This window comes from Allobosea sp. RAF48, from assembly GCF_052114025.1.
Classification (GTDB): domain Bacteria; phylum Pseudomonadota; class Alphaproteobacteria; order Rhizobiales; family Beijerinckiaceae; genus Allobosea.
Genome location: NZ_JBFRDZ010000004.1, coordinates 300717 through 318867 on the forward strand (window position 1 = coordinate 300717; position 18151 = coordinate 318867).

General features: G+C 67.2%; 16 protein-coding genes. 7 read left to right on the forward strand and 9 right to left on the reverse strand.

What is annotated here, in order from left to right:
- Nucleotides 1-23: 23 nt before the first annotated feature.
- Genes AB4Z10_RS10270 through AB4Z10_RS10295 form a run of 6 tightly spaced genes read right to left on the reverse strand, consistent with a single transcriptional unit; the run spans nucleotide 24 to nucleotide 7389 of the window.
- A complete protein-coding gene (locus tag AB4Z10_RS10270) occupies nucleotides 24-1106 on the reverse strand; it encodes a hypothetical protein (RefSeq protein ID WP_441470295.1) in 1083 nt (360 codons plus the stop codon).
- 1 nt (nucleotide 1107) lies between these two features.
- On the reverse strand, nucleotides 1108-2643 hold the full coding sequence (locus AB4Z10_RS10275; protein WP_441470296.1) for an AMP-binding protein: 1536 nt from the start codon (nucleotides 2641-2643) through the stop codon (nucleotides 1108-1110).
- Between the two features lie 9 nt (nucleotides 2644-2652).
- Nucleotides 2653-4416 carry an ABC transporter permease subunit gene (locus tag AB4Z10_RS10280; RefSeq protein ID WP_441470297.1) on the reverse strand — a complete coding sequence of 588 codons (1764 nt, stop codon included), beginning with the start codon at nucleotides 4414-4416 and terminating at the stop codon, nucleotides 2653-2655.
- Nucleotides 4413-5471, reverse strand: coding sequence for an ABC transporter ATP-binding protein (locus AB4Z10_RS10285; RefSeq protein ID WP_441470298.1), 1059 nt, complete (start codon nucleotides 5469-5471; stop codon nucleotides 4413-4415). The genes AB4Z10_RS10280 and AB4Z10_RS10285 overlap by 4 nt, the downstream gene beginning before the upstream one ends.
- A gap of 23 nt (nucleotides 5472-5494) precedes the next feature.
- The gene (locus AB4Z10_RS10290) at nucleotides 5495-6562 is read right to left on the reverse strand and encodes an ABC transporter substrate-binding protein (RefSeq protein ID WP_441470299.1); all 1068 of its coding nucleotides are present in this window, start codon (nucleotides 6560-6562) and stop codon (nucleotides 5495-5497) included.
- Nucleotides 6563-6615: 53 nt separating this feature from the next.
- Nucleotides 6616-7389 carry an enoyl-CoA hydratase/isomerase family protein gene (locus AB4Z10_RS10295; protein WP_441470300.1) on the reverse strand — a complete coding sequence of 258 codons (774 nt, stop codon included), beginning with the start codon at nucleotides 7387-7389 and terminating at the stop codon, nucleotides 6616-6618.
- Between the two features lie 121 nt (nucleotides 7390-7510).
- Between AB4Z10_RS10295 and AB4Z10_RS10300 the strand changes: the two genes are divergently transcribed.
- From AB4Z10_RS10300 to AB4Z10_RS10315, 4 genes are all read left to right on the forward strand, one after another.
- Complete coding sequence (locus AB4Z10_RS10300) at nucleotides 7511-8335, forward strand: IclR family transcriptional regulator (RefSeq protein ID WP_441470301.1); 825 nt, start codon at nucleotides 7511-7513, stop codon at nucleotides 8333-8335.
- 91 nt (nucleotides 8336-8426) lie between these two features.
- The gene (locus tag AB4Z10_RS10305; protein ID WP_441470302.1) at nucleotides 8427-8741 is read left to right on the forward strand and encodes a (2Fe-2S)-binding protein; all 315 of its coding nucleotides are present in this window, start codon (nucleotides 8427-8429) and stop codon (nucleotides 8739-8741) included.
- Nucleotides 8734-10098, forward strand: coding sequence for an FAD/NAD(P)-dependent oxidoreductase (locus AB4Z10_RS10310; protein ID WP_441470303.1), 1365 nt, complete (start codon nucleotides 8734-8736; stop codon nucleotides 10096-10098). Before AB4Z10_RS10305 ends, AB4Z10_RS10310 begins: the two co-directional genes overlap by 8 nt.
- Complete coding sequence (locus AB4Z10_RS10315; protein ID WP_441470304.1) at nucleotides 10095-11249, forward strand: NAD(P)/FAD-dependent oxidoreductase; 1155 nt, start codon at nucleotides 10095-10097, stop codon at nucleotides 11247-11249. Before AB4Z10_RS10310 ends, AB4Z10_RS10315 begins: the two co-directional genes overlap by 4 nt.
- 27 nt (nucleotides 11250-11276) lie before the next feature.
- Here the strand turns inward: AB4Z10_RS10315 and AB4Z10_RS10320 are convergent, their stop codons facing one another.
- Together AB4Z10_RS10320 and AB4Z10_RS10325 are read right to left on the reverse strand one after the other, a co-directional pair.
- Nucleotides 11277-12668 (reverse strand): sensor histidine kinase, encoded by a 1392-nt coding sequence (locus tag AB4Z10_RS10320; protein ID WP_441470305.1) that lies wholly within the window; start codon nucleotides 12666-12668, stop codon nucleotides 11277-11279.
- A complete protein-coding gene (locus AB4Z10_RS10325) occupies nucleotides 12655-13320 on the reverse strand; it encodes a response regulator (protein WP_441470306.1) in 666 nt (221 codons plus the stop codon). Before AB4Z10_RS10325 ends, AB4Z10_RS10320 begins: the two co-directional genes overlap by 14 nt.
- 129 nt (nucleotides 13321-13449) lie before the next feature.
- Here AB4Z10_RS10325 and AB4Z10_RS10330 point away from each other — a divergent pair, with 129 nt between their 5' ends.
- The 3 genes from AB4Z10_RS10330 to AB4Z10_RS10340 all read left to right on the forward strand — a co-directional run bounded on the left by AB4Z10_RS10330 (nucleotide 13450) and on the right by AB4Z10_RS10340 (nucleotide 16272).
- A complete protein-coding gene (locus AB4Z10_RS10330) occupies nucleotides 13450-14229 on the forward strand; it encodes an ABC transporter ATP-binding protein (protein ID WP_441470307.1) in 780 nt (259 codons plus the stop codon).
- Between the two features lie 16 nt (nucleotides 14230-14245).
- On the forward strand, nucleotides 14246-15112 hold the full coding sequence (locus AB4Z10_RS10335; RefSeq protein WP_441470308.1) for an ABC transporter permease: 867 nt from the start codon (nucleotides 14246-14248) through the stop codon (nucleotides 15110-15112).
- Nucleotides 15113-15255: 143 nt separating this feature from the next.
- Nucleotides 15256-16272, forward strand: a complete 1017-nt coding sequence (locus AB4Z10_RS10340) for an ABC transporter substrate-binding protein (protein ID WP_441470309.1) — start codon at nucleotides 15256-15258, stop codon at nucleotides 16270-16272.
- A gap of 90 nt (nucleotides 16273-16362) precedes the next feature.
- On the opposite strand, the gene lhpI is transcribed toward AB4Z10_RS10340, so the two are convergent.
- Entirely contained in the window at nucleotides 16363-18057 is a 1695-nt protein-coding gene (gene lhpI / locus AB4Z10_RS10345; protein ID WP_441470310.1) for a cis-3-hydroxy-L-proline dehydratase, read from the reverse strand.
- Nucleotides 18058-18151: the final 94 nt, after the last annotated feature.

Here is an 18151-nt window from a genome sequence, read left to right on the forward strand (position 1 = left end):
GTCACCGAGCGCCTGGAAGCGGGCTAAGCCTTCTGCATCAGGGCAGAGCGCAGCTGAAGCAGCTCCTCGCACACCGCCTCGAGCTCCTGCACGACGAAGCCGTTGCGTAGAGTGGGGCAGTGTTCGGCGAGCCTGTCGCCGAGGATGCCGGTGAAGGCGACCTTGCCTTCGGGCGAGACGACAAGGCCGTTTTCCTGCTCGAACGCCGCATTCCAGGCAATCGCTTCGGCATCAGTGACGCCGCCCGGAAGATCGAGCTCAAGCGCCCCGTTCACGAGCCGGACCGGATAGCCGCCCGGCAAGCCGTTCGGCCCCGGCACATGCCCGCGCCAGGAGCGGCCGGAGGCCATGGCGAGCAGCATGGGAACGCCGCTCGCTCCCGATATCTCGATGACCGGTTCGGGTGTGAGCTGGATGTCGGCGAAGCGCGCATAGACGTCCGCGACCTCGGAGCCATCCAGCCAGACGCGAGGCGGCCGCCCGCCCCGATCCTCCGGCCGGCGGCGCCAGGCTGCGAGGTTCTGATAATGGGCGAGAACCTTGACCTCGCTTCCCGGCGGCGTGGCAGCCGATCCTGCGAAGACGTTGGACAGGATCGCGACATTGCCCATGCCGCAAGCGACCTCATGGCCCATTGCACGGATCATGCCGTTGACCACGTCGGGGAAGCCGCAATTGACCAGCGTCACCGGCTTGCCTCTGCGCGTGATCGCCGCAGCGACGCGCGAAGAAAGCAGCGCCTGGAAAACCGCAGTGGCGCTCAGGCCGCCCTCGGCCACGAGCTGCGTCCAGGCATTGCCGCTCTGGGCGATCACCTGCGAGGTCTGGATCGAGGCAGCCTGGACGACGATGCGCGGGCCGGTTGCGGCGAGCAGATCATCCGATGCGTTCGGAGTGAGCAGGTCGACCGCGTGGGTGGTGAAGCGCGCCTTCTTGCCGAACAACGCCGCGCGGGCATTCGCCGCGGTCCGCAGCCAGTTCAGCCGCTCGCGGTTACGGCCGGCGATGACGACCTCGACAGGCCCCTCAGCCGTCGCGGCGATGTCGAAGGCGATGCGCGCGGCGAATCCGCCGGTTCCGGAAACAAGGATATCGCAGCCGGCCATCTCAGTGCCCCATCGCCATCGCAGCCCTGTCCCAGCAGTCGTCGAGCCGGGGCGAGAGCTTATGCTTCATGATGCGCTGGCTCGCCGTGCGTTCGAATTCGTCGACGACGGCGATGTAGCGCGGGTTCTGGTAGGGAGCGAGGCGCTGGCCGAGCCAGCCGGACAACGCGCGCGGATCGATGATCGCGCCCTCGCGCGGCTTGACGAAGAGCTTGATATCCTGCTCGCCAACGTCGGCCGCGACGCCGATCATCGCGCAATCCTCGACCGCCTCATGCTCGGCCGCGACGTGCTCGACCTCCCAGGCCGAGACGTTCTCGCCCCTGCAGCGCACGCTGTCGGTCATCCGGCCGTGGAAGTAGAGATTGCCGTCGGCGTCGAAGGAGCCGAGATCGCCGGTATGGAAGCCGTCCGCGCGCAGGGCCTTCGCCGTCGCCTCGGGGTTGTCGAGATAGCCGGGGAAGATGGCGCCGGGAATGCTGGTCTCGATGACGATCTCGCCGCGCTCGCCGGCGGCCACCGCCCGGCCTTCCGCATTCTGCAGCTTCACCGTGAACCAGGGCATCGGCCGCCCGACCGAGCCGACCACGCCGGTGACGTTGCAGGTGGTGAGGCTGGAGGCTTCCGTCATGCCGTAGCACTCGCGGATATCGATACCGAAGCGATCGCGGAACTGCGGCCAGATGTCCGGCGGGCAGCCGCCGCCCCAGGCGATGCGCACGCCATGATCGCGGTCGCGCGGCGAAGCCGGCTGCTTCAGCAGGATCTGCAGGATGCCGCCGAGATAGTGGATATGGCTCGCGCCCTCCGCCCTGACCTGATCCCAGAAGCGGCTGGCGCTGAAGCGCTCGACCATGGCGAGCGTGATGCCTCTGATCATCGGCAGAGGCAGAAGCTGCGCCCCGCCGATGTGGTAGAGCGGCTCCCAGACGAAGAAGACATCATCCTGCTTCGCAGCCGAGAGCAGCGCGACGCTCTCCGCCGCGAGCCGCAGCATGCGGTGCGAGACGATCACGCCCTTCGGGCGCCCGGTCGTGCCGGAGGTGTACATGATCGCGAAAACTGCATCGGCGGACGGAGCGGGCTCCTCGAAGGAGCCGGTGCCGGAAAGAACGGCGTCGAGCTCGCCGCCCGGCTCATGGGCGAGCAGCGAGAGCTCCGCTTCGGACGCCATCGCCTCGGCGATCTGCGGCGCAAGCTCGGCATCGGCGACGACAAGGCGCGGCTGCGAATGCGTCAGCAGGTAGCGCAGCCCCTCCCCGCGCTGCTGGGCGTTGACCGGCACCCAGGCGACGCCGGCGCGCGCGAGGCCAAAGACCACCGCGATGGTCGCGATCGAATTGCGCATCATCACGGCGACCCGGTCACCGGCGACGATGCCGCGGGCTCTCAGATGCGCGGCGAAGGCGGCTGAGCGCCGCTCGATCTCGGCATAGGTCACCGGCTCGCCGCAGAAGCGCGCATAGACGCGCTGCGGTTCCGCTGTGGCACGCGCTGTCAGAAGGCTCACGAAGCCGTTGTCGTCAGGAGGCGTCATGTTCGTCGGTCAGTCGAGTCGGGAGGTGGAGCGGAAGCGTTCCGCGATGAGCAGCATCGCCGTCACCACGACGAAGACGACGACCGAGACCGCCGCGAGCGTCGGGTTGAGCTGCAGGATCATGTCGTCCCACATCTGCTTCGGCAGCGTCGTCTTGATGCCGCCCGAGACGAAGATCGCGATGGTCAACTCGTCGAAGGAGGTGATGAAGGCGAAGAGGAAGGCCGCAACGAGACCTCCCTTGACCAGCGGGATGGTGACGCCCGTCAATGTCCGCACCCGGTTCGCGCCCAGCGTCGCCGCCGCCTGGTCGAGGCGCTGGTCGTAGGTCTTCAGCACGGCTGCGATGGTGACCAGCGTGAACGGTATTGCCAGCACGGTGTGGCCGATGACGAGGCCGAGATCGGTCGCGATCAGCCCCAGCCGCGCGAAGAGATAGAACAGCCCGACGGCGATGACGATGCGCGGCACGATCATCGGCGCGAGGAAGAAGGCGAAGATCAGCCCGGCCCAGCGGGTACGGCTGTTCGCCAGTGCCAGTGCGGCGAAGCCGCCGATCGCCGTTGCTGCCAGCGCCGTGACGAAAGCGACCGTGAAAGAGCGGATCGTCGCCTGGATCCAGAGCGGCGAGCTGAAATAGGTCTGGAACCAGCTCAGCCCGTAACCCGGCGGGGGGAACTCCAGGAACTGCGAGGAGGTGAAGGCAAGCGGAATGACGAGCAGTGTCGGCAGCACCAGGAATGCGATGACGAGCCAACAGAAGGCGGGCAGCAGCATCGCGCAGACGCGTTTGCCGAGCAGGGATTGCGCCAGCGTCGCGAGACGACCTGCGAGGGTGGCGACCGCCGAGAGGATCGCAAGGCCGAGGTCGCGGATACGGCCCGTGCCGACCTGGGCTGAGCCGCCTGCGATGGTCGAGAGCCCGAAGACCCGGTCGTAGATCACACAGGAGACCAGCGCGGCCACCAGCATCATCGCCGACAGCGCCCCGGCGAAGGACCAGTTCAGCAGCTCCTGCACCTGCGTGATGATGAGCTGCGCCAGCATGGTCTCCTGCCGCCCGCCGAGAAAGGCCGGTACGATGAAGAAGCCGAGCGAGGAGATGAAGACGAGCAGCCCCGCCGCCGCCACGCCCGGCAGGGAGAGCTTGAAGTAGACGAGCCAGAAGGCGCGCGCAGGCGCGGCGCCCAGCGTCTGAGCCGCCTGGACCAGGCGCCGGTCGATGCCGGCCAGCACCGGCAGCATGGTCATCACAGCCAGGGGCACCATGGCGTGGACCATGCCGACCATCACGCCGAACTGGTTGTTGATCAGCGAAAGCGGCTGGTCGACCACATGCGAGCCGGTCAGCAGGGAGTTGATGACCCCGCTTCGGCCGAGGATCAGCATCCAGGCGAAGGTCTTGACGAGATAGCTCGTCCAGAACGGCACCATGACGAAAAGCAACATCCGCCCGCGGAACATGTCGGGCAGGCGCGCGAGCCAATAGGCCAGCGGATAGCCGATCAGCAGCGACCACAGCGCCGTCCAGCCGGCGATGCGGAAGGTGATCCCGAGCACGCGCAGATAGACGTCGGTCGCGGCGATGCGCTGATAGGCATTCGCCGAGAAGGCTCCGCTATCCGGGTCGACGACGCTGAGACCGAGAAGCTGAGCAACCGGCCAGACGAAGAAGACCGCAAGGAACAGAACGCCGGGCACCGCCAGCCAGAGCGCGCTGAGGCGCAAACTGCTCGTGCGCGCCGGCGCGCCGCTGATGCTGACAGTGCTCATGCGACCAGCACCGCCTTGTCGCGCGGCCAGCCGGCGACGATGGTTTCGTCGATTGCGGGCACCACATCGTCGGGGCCGAGGCGCAGCACGAGCTGGCCGCCGTCCTGAAGCGCGGCGATGACGCGCGTCTCGGAGCCGGCATAGACGATCTCGCTGACGCGCCCGTTCACCGCGTTGCCGTCCTGTGCGCCGAGGCGCAGGTTCTCGGGCCGGATAACCAGCGCCGCATCCTGGCTCTCGCAACGCGCTCCGTGCGGCAGTGCGAAGCGTCCATGCGCGGTTTCGAGCGAGCCGTTGCCGTCCCAGCGGCCGCGGAAGATGTTGGAGATGCCGATGAAATCGGCGGCGAAAGCGGTGCGCGGGCGCTCGTAGATCTCGCGCGGCGTGCCGAGCTGCTCGATCCTGGCATGGTTCATCAGGCAGATGCGGTCGGACATCGCGAGCGCCTCCTCCTGATCATGCGTGACATAGACGATCGTGGCGCCGCTCTCGCGGTGCAGCCGCTTGATCTCGATCTGCATGTGCTCGCGCAGCTTCTTGTCGAGTGCGCCCAGCGGCTCATCCATCAGGATGATCGAGGGCTGGTAGACGAAGCAGCGCGCCAGCGCGACGCGCTGCTGCTGGCCCCCGGACAATTCGCGCGGGAAACGCCCCGCAAGATGCCCGAGATGCACCATCTCCAGGGTTTCCGAGACACGCTTCGCGATCTCCGCGCCCGGGCGCCCGCGCATCTTGAGCGGAAAGGCGATGTTCTCCGCCACCGTCAGGTGCGGAAACAGCGCATAATGCTGGAAGACAAGGCCGATATCGCGCTGATGCACCGGCATGGCCGACTGGTCGCGGCCATCGATGACGACCCTGCCCTCGCTCGCCTCGACCAGCCCGCAGATAAGCTGCAGCAGCGTCGTCTTGCCGGAGCCCGAAGGCCCCAGCAAAGTCAGGAACTCGCCCTCGGCGACACTGAGCGAGCTGGGCTCGAGGGCCGTGGTCGCGCCATAGCGCTTGCACAGACCCTCGACGACGAGCTTGGCGGTTCTTGTTTGGGTCATGGTCATCGCGGCGCTCGTCGCCATCGCCATCAGGTCAGGAGCCAGGAGTTGAAGCGCTCGCTCACCTTGGCGCGGTTGGCGCTCCACCAATCCTCATTGGCGATGGCCATCAGTTTCAGGTTCTCCGGCGAGGTCGGTAGGACCTTGGCGCGCTCGGCGGGGATCGTCTGATAGGCGTCGAGATTGGTCGGGCCATAGGCCAGGGCGTCGGTGAAGACCGCCTGCGCCTTCGGGTCCGAGCAGAAGCGGACGAACTGGCGGGCGACATCCGCCTTCGGGCCGCCCTTCGGCAGTCCCCAGCCCTCGATCGAATAGAGGCCCTGGTTCCAGACGATCTTCGCCGGCGCGCCGCCGTCGATCGCCGCCTGCAGCCGGGCGTTCCAGCCCGTGGTCATGTCGACCTCGCCGCTCTGCAGGAGCTGCGTCGACTGGGCGCCACCGGTCCACCAGACCGCGATATGCGGCTTGATCTTGTCGAGCACCTTGAAGGCGCGGTCGATGTCGAGCGGGTAGAGCTTGTCGAGCGGCACGCCATCGGCAAGCAGGGCCTGCTCGAGGCTGTCGATCGGGTTCTTGCGCATCGAGCGGCGGCCCGGGAACTTCTCGACGTTGAAGAAGTCGGTCCAGCTTGCGGGCGCGTTCTTCACCTTGTCGGTCCGGTAGGCGAAGATCGTCGAATAGACGTCCGTGCCCATGAATTCGGGCGAGATCGCCTGCGGCATCAGCTTCGGCACGTCGGCATGCGCGAAACCGATCGGGTCGAGCAGGCCTTGCGCCTTCAGGATGTCGCGGGCCGAGAGCGTCAGCGTGCAGACGTCCCAGGTGTAGGACTTCGTCTCGACCATCGCCTTGAACTGCGCGGTCGGCTCCGCCTCGCGCGCGACGTTGACCACCTTGTTGCCGGTCGCCTTCTCGAACGGGTCATAGAAGGCCTTGCGGAAGGCGGGACCGAACGGGCCGCCGGGATCGGCGACCGTGATCTGCACGGCGGCGCGTGCCGTGCCGATGAGATAGGGTGCCGCAAGCGCGCCTGCGGCAGCGCCACCGGCCAGTTGCAGCAGGGTACGCCTCGTCGGATTGGTGCTTCTGCTCGTCATCGTCTTCTCCCCTTCAAGCGGTTTTCCGCATTTCCCCGTGGGTGATCAGTTCGTCAGGCGCTCTTGCGCGCGGCGCGCTTGGCGAGAAACGCTTCCATCATCCGCGCCGGCTCGCCGGTCGCGTAGGCCTCGCGCTGGGTGCGGATGCCCGCGGCCAGGCACTCGCGGAAGCTCTCCTCGGTGACCTCGCGGAAGCGGGCCTTGTTGAGCCGCATGGCGACAGGCGCCTTGGCCGCGAGCTCCTCGGCCAGCGCCAGCGAGGCCTCCATGACCTTATCCTTCGGCACGATCCGGTTGATCAGGCCGATGCGGAAGCACTCGTCGGCATCCATCATGCGGCCCGTCAGGGTGAGGTCGATGGTCCGGGCGAGCCCGATCATCTCCTTCATGATCCAGGGGCCGGTCACCGAGGCGATGCCGGAATTGATCTCGGGCTGGCCCATGGTGACGCCGTCATGGCCGATACGCAGGTCGCAGAGCAGCGCGACCTGGAAGGCAGAGCCGGCCGCAACGCCGTTCAGCGCCGCGATGATCGGCTTCGAGAGCGAGCGGATGCGGTCATAGAGGCGCTCCCACTCATGCATCCAGGCTTCGGCCCGGTCGGGATCGAAAGTCTTGGTCTCGTTGAGGTCCTGACCGGCGCCGAAGGCACGGTCCCCTGCCCCGGTGAGGATGATCGCGCGCACCGCCTGGTTCGCCTCCAGCTCCTCCAGCCCCTCGACGAGGCGGGTTCGCATGGGCGCGTTCCAGGCGTTGAGGATCTGCGGGCGGTTGAGGGTCAGAAAGCCGACCGCGCCGCGCACCTCGACCAGAACAGAATCCTTCATGGCGCTCTCCGATGAGTGTTTATTTCTATACGATAACTTCTATTGAATAATCAACGAGATTGCGCCACCTTGTCAAGGCCGCCGGTCACAGCCATTGATCGACCCAGGAGAGCAGGCCCCGATGACGATGCCCGAACCGAAACAGAACGGCCGCAAGCGAGCAGCCGCGACAGCCGATGAGGCCGGGCGCAAAGACGATGTGCTGATGGTCAACTCGGTCGAGAAGGCGTTCCGCGTTCTCTCCGCCTTCGGCCGCCAGCACCAGACGCTGAACCTGTCGCAGGTCGCGTCGGAGACCGGCATGGATCTCAGTGCTGCGCAGCGCTTCACGCATACGCTCACCAAGCTCGGCTATCTGCGGAAGGACGCGCAGACCAAGCGCTTCGAGCTGACCGCCAAGACGCTCGATCTCGGCTATCATTTCGTGCGCAGCAGCCGCCTGCTCGATCGGGCGATGCCCTATCTCATGCACCTGAGCAAGGAGACCGAGGAGACGATCAACCTGACCGTGCGGGACGGCACGGAAATCATCTTCGTCTCGCGCTTCCTGAGTCGGCATGTGCTGAACACCGACGTCATCATCGGCACGCGGATGCCGGCTTATTGCACGGCGCCGGGCATCGCCATGCTGTCGCGCCTCCCCGAGGACGAGGCGATGGCGATCATCGATGCGTCCGACCTCAAGCCGCACACGCCCTCGACCACGTGGCAGCGCGAGGCGCTGCGCGAGAAGCTGCGCCAATCGGCGGCCCAGGGCTACGCCACGGCCTTCGAAGAGGTCTATCTCGGCGACGCCTCCATCGCGGCCGTGATCGTCGATCACCACGGCCAACCGGAGGCGGCCGTCAATATCGCCACGTCGACCTCGCGTTACAGCCATGCCGAGGTCGTCGCGCGCTTTTCCTCGCTCGTCATCGCAACCGCGCACGCCATTTCCCGCGTCTGAGCAATGCGGAGGAAGCGCTTGACAGGTCGTCGGCAGACTTATCAATATCCAAGAGAAACTATTGCATTGAAATAACTCGCCAGGAATTCGCATGGACGCTCCGAAGCCCCAGTTCCGCCGCGTGGCGGCGCGTGCCGGACGGCAGGCGACACTCAGCTTCGACGGCACGACCATCAAGGCGACGGTCGGCGACAGCGTCCTCGCAGCGCTGCTCGAAAGCGGCGCCTTGATCCGCCGGCTGGAATTCGGCGGCGAGCCGCGCGCCGGCTTCTGCCTCATGGGCGCCTGCCAGGACTGCTGGGTCTGGAGCGCGGAAGGCGGCCGGATCAGGGCCTGTACCACGCCGGTCTCCGACGGGATGGCGCTGTTCGCCGAGCCGCAACCGCTGGCTGCCGCCCATGGCTGACATCGTCATCGTCGGCGCCGGTCCGGCGGGCATCAGCGCCGCCGAGGTGCTTTGCGCAAAGGGCCTGAGGCCCATCCTGATCGATGAGGGGGCCAGGGCCGGCGGGCAAGGCTATCGGCGTCCCGCGGATGATCTCGCCCTCGACATGAACCGGCTGATGGGTTCGGAAGCGCAGCGTTACGCCGCCCTGCATCGCCGCTTCGAAGCTCTGCTCCCCGCCATCGACTATCGCCCCCGCACGCTCGTCTGGGCCATCGACGGCAAGCAGTTGCATCTGCTGCACGAGGGGAAGGCGGAGACGCTGGCCTTCGACAAGCTGCTGATCGCCAGCGGCGCGATGGACCGGGTGGCCCCCATGCCCGGCTGGACCCTGCCGGGAGTGTTCACGCTCGGTGGCGCCCAGGTGGCGCTGAAGGATCAGGGTTGCCTGATCGGGAGCCGCGTCGCCTTCCTCGGCTCCTCCCCGCTGCTGACGCTGGCCGCCAAGCAATATCGCGACATGGGCGCCGACATCGCCGTCATCGCCGATACGACCCCGTTGTCGGCCAAGGCCGCCGCCATGCCGGCGCTGCTTCGCGCGCCGCGAACCCTGCTCCGCGGGCTCTGGTACATGGGCGCCTCGCTGCGCGCCGGAACCGCCATGCTGCATGGGGTGACGCCGGTCGCGATCGAAGGCGCAGGGCGCGTCGAGGCGCTCGTCCTGCGCGACGCCCAGGGTCGCGAACGCCGCTTCGCCTGCGACGCCGTCGCACTCGGCTATGGCCTGAAGCCCGAAACGCAACTTGCCGACCTGGCCGGGGCGCAATTCGCCTACGACACCGATTTCAGGCTGTTCCTTCCAGAAATCGACCGAATGGGCCGGGCGCGACCGGGCCTCTACCTCGCCGGCGACGGCGTGCGAATTGGCGGGGCCGATGCGGCCGAGGCGAGCGGCGCCTTGGCTGCCCATGCGATCCTGTCGGATATCGGGCAGACTCAGGACATCGAGGCCATCAGGCAGCTGGCGCGGCAAGTCGAGCGCTTGCGCAGCTTCCAGCGGGGGCTCGCCCTCGCCTTCGCCTGGCCGAAGGCCCAAATCGCCGCCCTGCCCGATTCCGTGACGCTCTGCCGCTGCGAGAACGTGACGATCGGCGAGGTGCGCACGGCGATGGCGAGGGATCTCGGTCCGGTCGAGGTCAACCGCGTGAAGGCGATGACGCGCTGCGGGATGGGACGCTGCCAAGGCCGCGTCTGCGGCCCAGCCTTGCAGGAGATCGTCGCGGCCAGTGCCGGTAGCGACGGCGCCACTGCCGGGAGGTTGCGCGGCCAGGCACCGGTCAAGCCGATCGCGCTCGCCGCAGCCGGGGATGGCGCATGAGCCCGCACAGCACGGATGTCGCCATTATCGGCGGCGGGCTCGTCGGCGCCTGGACCGCCTTCTTCCTGGCGCGGCGCGGACAACGCGTGACCCTGGTCGAGAAGGGCGTCGTCGGCGCCCAGTCTAGCGGCGTCAACTTCGGCAATCTGCGCCTCCAGGGGCGGTTTCCGGGCCAGTATCCGCTCTCCCTGCGCTCCCAGGCGCTCTGGGAGGATTTCGACGCGCTGATCGGCGAGGACTGCGAGTTCGAGCAGACCGGGCATCTCTACCTTGCCTATGACGAGGAAGAGCACGCCAAGCTGGAGGGCTACGCCAAGGTCTCCGAGTCCTATGGGCTTGCGATCGAGCGCGTCGGTCCGGCCGATCTCAGGCGACGCTGGCCCTGGCTCGGCGAGCGCGCCGTCGCCGCCACCTACTCGGCCCGCGACGCTACCGCCAATCCACGCCTCGCCACGCCGGCTGTCGTGCGCGCCGCGGCGCGGCACGGCGCGGTGATCCGCGAGAACACATGCGTCGCCGCTGTCGATCGTTCAGGCGACGGCTTCATGCTGACGCTTGCGGATGGCGGCACGCTGAGCTGCGGCGCGCTCGTCAACAGCGCCGGCGCCTGGGCGCTGGAGATCGCGGAGCGCTTCGGCGAAACGGCGCCCCTCTTTCCCGCGGGACCGCCGCAGTTCGTGACGGAGCCTTTCCCCTACATGATCGAGCCTTCCGTCCAGGCGATCGACGGCTCGGTCATCTTCCGGCAGATCCCGCGCGGGAACATCATCCTTGCCGGCTATCCGCGCACGGCGGCCGATCCACAGGCGAACCGGGCCCCCGTACCGCCGGTCAAGACGCTCGCGGCGATGAAGGCGCTGGCGCGCGTCGCGCCCGTGCTCGCGCAATGCCATGTCATCCGCGTCTGGTCCGGCATCGAGGCCTATCTGCCCGACATGATCCCGGTCATCGGGCCGAGCGAGACGACGCCGGGGCTGTTCCACGCCTTCGGTTTCTGCGGCCATGGCTTCCAGATCAGCCCCGGCGTGGGGCTATGCCTCGCCGAGATGATCGTCGACGGAGCGACGCAGACGCCCCTGGAGCCGTTCTCAATCGGCCGCTTCCGGTCAGCAGCTACGGTCAGCGAAAAGTTCCGCAAGGAATTCGACTGAGGCTCGCCGGGATCGGTGCCAGCCCCATCAACGGGCCACCGTTCGGAAGCCCGGCCATGTCCGCGCAAGGGTGAGGCGCACCCGCGTCATCCGGCCGTCGCGCGAGACGGCAAGCTCACCGCCATGGGCCGTCGCAACCTCCACCGCGATGGACAGGCCAAGCCCCGAACCGGTGGAGGCTGCGCCTTTCGCGAAAGGGAGGAGGAGATCTTCGGGCGGCTCCGGAAACCCGCCGCCGTCATCGGCCACGTCGATCCATGCATGCTCCGCGTCCTCGCCCACCGTCACGACAAGCCGACTCTCGGCACCGTGCTTCAGCGCGTTGTCGATCAGGTTTCCCAGGGCTTCGCGCAGGCTCACGGCATCGCCGTTCACGATCGGCGGCGGCTCGGCCGGTATGAAGGCGATGTCGACCTCGCGGGACAGCGAGAGCGGCACCGTCTTGGCCAGAACGGCCTTCGCCAGCTGGTTCAGATCGACCGCCGCCATCGCGGCGGCATCCTTGCGGTGGATCACCATCGCATGGTCAAGAAGCTGCCCGGTGAGGCGGCCGAGTTCGGCTGTGCGTTCATGGATCCGCTTGACGGTATCGACCTTGCGCCGCGATGCGGGCGTCGCAAGCAGGATTTCGACCTGGGCATCGAGCGCCGCCAGCGGCGTGCGGATCTGATGGGCGGCGTCGGCGATGAAGCGCTGCATGATCGCCATGCGCTCGGACAAACGGCGCATGAAGTCGTCGATCGCCTCGACGAGATTGCGGATTTCCGCCGGGGGCTCGGCCGCGATCGGCCTGAGATCGTCGGGCCGGCGGCTCGCGATCTCGCGCTCGATGCGCGTCAGGGGCTTCAGCGCCAGCGTCACGGCATAACCCGTCGCCAACAGGGCGAGCAGGCTCATGACCGCAATGACGCCGAGCGCCTTGAGCGTCAGGTCGCGGGCGAGCGCGCGCCTCGCATCGGTCGTCTGCGCGACGACGATGGTCGCCCAGTTGTTCGTTCCGGGAAGATCGATCTGCCGGGCGAGGCTGGCGATACGCACCGGCTGGCCTTGATAGAGACCATCCTCCAGAACGACCCCGGCACGGATATCGACGGGGTCGGCATCCGAAGCGAGATCATCGTAGCCGGCGACCACGACACCGCGCGGATCGACGACCTTGTAGAAGACGAGATCGTAGGCGGCGAGCGTCGCGATCGTGGAGACGGGCGGATCGACCGTCACCACCCCGCCCTGCACATAGACATTCTCGGCGATCTGCACCGCGCCGCCGGCAAGCAGCCGGTCGTAAGCCTGCCGCGCGGCAAGCGAGGATGAGTGCCAGGCCGCCAATCCGAGCAAAATCGCCCCTGCCGACAGCACCGCCGAGAGCACGGCGACGATGCGGAAACGGAGCGACAGGCGCAGATCAGAGAGCAGCAAGCTGATACCCCAATCCGCGCAGGGTCCGGATTTCGACCGGCGTGTCCGCGAGCTTGCGGCGCAGCCGCGCCACGAATTGCTCGACTGCGTTGGGGCTGGCCTCCTGGTCGAAGTTGAAGAGCTGTTCGACCAGTTCCTCCTTGGGCACGATCCGCTCCGGCCGGGCGGCGAGGATTTCGAGTACGGTCAGCTCGCGGCGCGTCAGGTTGAGGGGCCGGTCGCCGACTGTCGCGACGCGCCCTGCCCGGTCGATGGCGAGAGGCCCGACGCGCAGCATGTTGTCGGGCTGGCCAGCACTGCGCCTGAGCAGTGCCCGCGCCCGCGCTTCGAGCTCACCATAGTCGAAGGGCTTGACCAGGTAGTCATCGGCGCCGAGATCGAGCGCGCCGATGCGCTCGTCCACGGCCGAACGCGCCGTCAGCACAAGCACCGGCGTCGTCAGCCGCCGCGCCCGCATCTGCCGGAGAACCGCCAGCCCATCCTGCCCCGGCAGGCTGAGGTCGAGGATGACGAGGTCATAGGCCTGCACCGCCAGCAACTCGGCAGCCGTGACGCCGTCCTGCTCCCAATCGACGGCGTGACCGATCTTCTCGAGCCGCATCACGACGGCCTCGGCGATATCGGCGGTGTCTTCGACGACGAGCACGCGCAAGCGGATCTACCTCCCTCAACGAGCTTCCGACAGGCCGGGCAGCGCCGGTCAGGTTCACGTCAGCTTGCTACGCTATCTCATCTCGCAAGCGCCCATAAGTGCGCATGGAAACGAGACATGGGAGGGTGCATGCTGGCCCCGTTCGACGCTGCTTCTGCGACTCCGCTCCTCACGGTCGAGGGCGTGACGCTGCAATACAAGACGCCGGACGCGGTGGTGACCGCGACGCGGCGCGTGTCCTTCGACGTCTATCCGTCCGACCGCTTCGTCCTGCTCGGCCCGTCCGGCTGTGGCAAGTCGACTCTGCTCAAGGCGATCGGCGGCTACCTGACGCCCGTCGAGGGCGACATCAGCCTGAAGGGCCGCAAGGTCTCCGAACCCGGGCCGGACCGAATGATGGTGTTCCAGGAATTCGACCAGCTCCTGCCCTGGAAGACGGTGCGCGAGAACGTGGTCTTCGCGCTGACGGCCTCGGGCCGTGCCACGCAGGCGGAAGCCGCCGAGCGCGCCCGCTCCTATATCGACAAGGTCGGCCTGACCAAGTTCATCGACAGCTACCCGCACATGCTCTCCGGCGGCATGAAACAGCGCGTCGCCATCGCCCGCGGCATGGCGATGGAGCCCGACGTGCTGCTGATGGACGAGCCCTTCGCCGCGCTCGACGCGCTGACCCGCCGCAAGATGCAGGACGAATTGCTGCGGCTCTGGGACGATACGAAGTTCACCGTGCTGTTCGTCACCCATTCCATCGAGGAAGCCATCCGCATCGGCACCCGCATCCTGCTGCTTTCGCCGCATCCGGGCGAGGTCAAGGCCGAGCTCAACAGCGTGCCGCCCGAGGAGATGGGCACCGGCAAGCAGGCCGCGCTCGAAACCCGCATCAACGACATGCTGTTCGCGCATCATTGAGCCGGAGGTGACCGACATGACCGATCTCGTCAGCTTCCGTCCGGAAATCATCCGCGACGTCAACTCCAGCGACGCCCCCGTCGTCGCCAAGACCATCGGCTGGGCCGAGCGGATCTATCGCCTCGGCTTCGTCCGCAAGGGCTTGATCCTCGCCGTCCTCGCCATCGCCTGGGAGGTCTATGGCCGCTGGCTCGGCAACCCGCTGCTCTTCCCGACCTTCGGCCAGACCCTCGCGGCCTTTGTCGAGAACATCGCAAATGGCGTCATTCCGCAGCGCATGCTGGTTTCGCTGCAGACCCTCATCATCGGCTACAGCATCGGCATCGTGCTCGCCGCTCTGCTCACGACACTGGCGATCGGCTCGCGCATCGGTGCAGACCTGCTGGAAACGCTGACCTCGATGTTCAACCCCTTGCCCGCCATCGCGCTGCTGCCTCTCGCGCTGATCTGGTTCGGGCTCGGCACCGGCAGCGTGATCTTCGTGCTCGTCCACTCAGTGCTCTGGGCGATCGCGCTCAACACCCATGCCGGCTTCCGCTCGGTGTCGAACACGCTGCGCATGGTCGGGCAGAACTATGGGCTGCGCGGCCTGAAGCTGGTGCGGCTCATCCTGATCCCGGCCGCCTTCCCGGCGATCCTGACCGGCCTCAAGGTCGGCTGGGCCTTCGCCTGGCGCACGCTGATCGCGGCCGAGCTCGTCTTCGGCGTCTCGTCGGGCTCGGGCGGCCTCGGCTGGTTCATCTTCGAGAACCGCAACCAGCTGGAGACGGCGAATGTCTTCGCCGGCCTGTTCACGGTGATCCTGATCGGCCTCTTCGTCGAGAACGTCATATTCGCCACCATCGAGCGCAAGACGATCCGCCGCTGGGGCATGCAGCACTGACACCGAGGCATTTCCGCGTTTTTCCGAAACGCGGAAATGCCCTTGTCTTATCGCATCTTCCTCGCGCAAGCCGGCATCCACTTCGCTCGAAAATGCTCTGGTTTCACAAGGCCGAACGGCCGTCACTCGGAGGGAAACATCCAATGACATTCAAGACTTTCCTGCGCACCGCCTTCACGGCCGTAGCGCTCGGCGCGGCACTTGCCGCCCCGGCCCGCGCCGAGGTCAGCGAGGTCCGCGTCTCAAAAGGCTTCGGCATCCTCTACCTGCCGCTCATCGTGATGCAGGACCAGCAGTTCCTGGAGAAGCGCGCCAAGGCCGCCGGCCTCGGCGACATCAAGGTGACCTGGCTGATGCTCGATGGCGGCAACGTCATCAATGACGCGATGATGGCCGGCACGCTCGACTTCGCCGGCACCGGCGCGCCGGGCTTCGTCACGCTCTGGGCCAAGGCCAAGGGCATCCCAGGCGTCGAGGTCGTCGGCGTCTCCGGCATGAGCTCGACCTCGCTGTGGCTGATGGCGAACAAGCCGGAGCTGAAGTCGCTCAAGGACTTCACCGCGACGGACAAGATCGCCCTGCCCGGCATCAAGACCTCGCTCGCCGCCGTCGTGCTGCAGATGATCGCGGCCAAGGAATTCGGCGACGCCAACTACGCCAAGATGGACCCGATGACGGTGAGCCTGCCGCATCCGGAGGCGCTCGCCGCGCTGATCGGCGGCAAGACCGAGATCAAGGCGCATTTCACCTCGCCGCCCTTCCAGTACATCGAGGCCAAGAGCCCGGGCATCCAGCGCGTGCTCAACTCGGTCGACTATCTCGGCAACCTGACGCTCGACGTCACCTTCGCGCCGAAGAAGTTCGTCGACGCCAATCCGAAGATGACCCAGGCCTTCATCGACGCGATGGACGATGCCACCGCACTGATCGAGAAGGACAAGAAACTCGCCGCCGAGATCTTCGCCAAGAGCTCGAAGGTGAAGGTCGATGCCGCCGAGGTGCAGCAGATGATCGAGGACAAGGACTCGCGCTTCACCGCCACGCCCGAAGGCGTGATGCAGTTCGCCGAGTTCATGCACAAGGCCGGCTCGATCAAGGTGAAGCCCGCCAAGTGGAGCGACATGTTCGTGCCGCAGCTCGCAGGCCGTTCGGGCAGCTGAACCGGGCACGGATCGAACTGAATATATCCTGTGGGGCGCAGCCGCGTGCCCCGCAGCGCCGGACCGGCGAGCAGCGGGCCGCCGGCCGACTCAGGAAAGCCAGCCTGGCAACCGGGCTGGCGCGGCGCCGGTGAGAGCCGCTTCGATGCAGTCCTCGAATGTCCCGAGCCTGACGGTGCAGCCGGAGAGCCCCGGTCCGTAATGCGCGTATTTTCCGGAGTTGGTGAGGACCACCTTCGCCCTCTCCGGAAAGACCGGGCGCGTAATCGAGCACCAGCAGAGATCGGGAACCACGTCGACGCCGCTCCGCCGCAGACCTGCCAGCGTTCCCTCGGCCTCTGCTGCTGCGACGACGTCCCGCCCCGTGGTGATGATGACGGAGAGATTTCCGGCAAGGCGATGTCCGTCAAGTCGCTCAGCGACGGCCCTGCACTCTTCCAGTGAGGCGTGAGGGCTGCCGATCGCGACGAGATCGATGCCCGCCGGTCCGTCATTCAGGTGGCGCCAGCCGGCTGCCAGCGCAGCACGCGTGATGACGACCTCGTCTTCGGGGCTGCCGCCGAGGCTGTCCGCTTCCGGCGTGATGCCCTCGATATGCAGCATGGCCGCCGCCGAGGTCGTACCGAACGCGGCGCAGAGTGCCTTGAGATCGTCCCGCGCCGGGCGCGCCTTCGCGAGCCCCTTGATCAGCGGGACCCGGTCCGGCGAAGCCAGGCCGGTGAGATAGCCGATGAGCGGCCAGGCCGAGCTGTCCGCTCCTTCCGGCAACTCCACCCGAACCGCACGGCGCGCACGCCGGCCTTCGTCGAGAAACGCCCCGGCAAGCGGCGCACGACCGGAGACCGCGATGCAGAAATCCAGGAAGTCGGGGTGTTTCGCGGTCCGGGCTCCCAATACCGAATTGGCAAAGATCACGGCATTCGATTCCGACCAGCCGATCGCCTCCCCCAGGGCGGGCGGCCCCGGCAGGGAATAGGGAGCGCAGGTGAAGCTCGGCCGGCAGCCCATCCGCACATAGGCGTCCGCCAGGCGCGCCGCAGGCTCGCCGAACTCCGGCGCCACTCCCTGGCGGCGCCAGTTGGCGTGATCCACCGAAATCGCGTTCATCGTCGTCGGGACGCGAGTTCGGGCGCCCAACTGCTCCATCTTCTCGGCGAAGATGAGATTGGCCGGACCGGCATAGATGCAGCCATCGACATGGGCCCGCGTCACGTCGACGAGCGCCGTCGCGCCCTGCTGGCGTGCCATGGCACAGACGATCCGCATGGCCTGCTGCGCTGCGATCCCCTCGTCGCCAGCGAGCAAGCGGCGATCGCTGGTGGAAAGCTGCAGGTCGCCATGCACAGCCGCGGAAAGCGGGATTTGCACCCGCCCGCCATCAGCCAGGACAGCGTCCGGCACGATCTCCGCCTCGGCAGCGGAAGCGAGAGCGGCGAACGCTTCTTCCGGCAGGCGAACGACCGGAATGGAGCGTCCGAACATCTCCGCCGCGACGATGGCGCCGAGCGTCAGCGTATCCTCAGGGCCGGCGAAGATCAGCGCCGCGGGACAGCGCCCCGAGAGCGCGAGCTCCAGCAACACGCCGGATCCTGAGCAGGAGCCACGGCTGGTCGGCATCAGCACGACCGCGCCGGCAAGCGAGACGCCGTGCGAGGGATGGTGCACGTCGATCACCGTTCCCGTAGCCGGATCGACACCGCCCCAGAAGCTCAGCGGCTCCGCCATCACGACGATCGGCCCGGAGGCCGTGCCGGGAAGGAGGGAGATTCCGGCGTGGTGCTGCAAGGATGAGTCCCTATCGCTGATCATTGGATGCCGCAGTCGATGGCAGGGGGCACGGAGAAGCACTTCCCCAGCACTAGAGCATTTCCGCGTTTCT

Excerpts from the sequence above, each read along its gene's own strand:
- AB4Z10_RS10275 (WP_441470296.1), bottom strand. The coding sequence starts at position 2,643 with ATGACGCCTCCTGACGACAACGGCTTCGTGAGCCTTCTGACAGCGCGT.
- AB4Z10_RS10340 (WP_441470309.1), top strand. The coding sequence starts at position 15,256 with ATGACATTCAAGACTTTCCTGCGCACCGCCTTCACGGCCGTAGCGCTC.
- AB4Z10_RS10285 (WP_441470298.1), bottom strand. The coding sequence starts at position 5,471 with ATGACCATGACCCAAACAAGAACCGCCAAGCTCGTCGTCGAGGGTCTG.
- AB4Z10_RS10290 (WP_441470299.1), bottom strand. The coding sequence starts at position 6,562 with ATGACGAGCAGAAGCACCAATCCGACGAGGCGTACCCTGCTGCAACTG.
- AB4Z10_RS10305 (WP_441470302.1), top strand. The coding sequence starts at position 8,427 with ATGGACGCTCCGAAGCCCCAGTTCCGCCGCGTGGCGGCGCGTGCCGGA.
- AB4Z10_RS10295 (WP_441470300.1), bottom strand. The coding sequence starts at position 7,389 with ATGAAGGATTCTGTTCTGGTCGAGGTGCGCGGCGCGGTCGGCTTTCTG.
- AB4Z10_RS10330 (WP_441470307.1), top strand. The coding sequence starts at position 13,450 with ATGCTGGCCCCGTTCGACGCTGCTTCTGCGACTCCGCTCCTCACGGTC.
- AB4Z10_RS10300 (WP_441470301.1), top strand. The coding sequence starts at position 7,511 with ATGACGATGCCCGAACCGAAACAGAACGGCCGCAAGCGAGCAGCCGCG.
- AB4Z10_RS10270 (WP_441470295.1), bottom strand. The coding sequence starts at position 1,106 with ATGGCCGGCTGCGATATCCTTGTTTCCGGAACCGGCGGATTCGCCGCG.
- AB4Z10_RS10310 (WP_441470303.1), top strand. The coding sequence starts at position 8,734 with ATGGCTGACATCGTCATCGTCGGCGCCGGTCCGGCGGGCATCAGCGCC.
- AB4Z10_RS10335 (WP_441470308.1), top strand. The coding sequence starts at position 14,246 with ATGACCGATCTCGTCAGCTTCCGTCCGGAAATCATCCGCGACGTCAAC.
- AB4Z10_RS10315 (WP_441470304.1), top strand. The coding sequence starts at position 10,095 with ATGAGCCCGCACAGCACGGATGTCGCCATTATCGGCGGCGGGCTCGTC.
- AB4Z10_RS10280 (WP_441470297.1), bottom strand. The coding sequence starts at position 4,416 with ATGAGCACTGTCAGCATCAGCGGCGCGCCGGCGCGCACGAGCAGTTTG.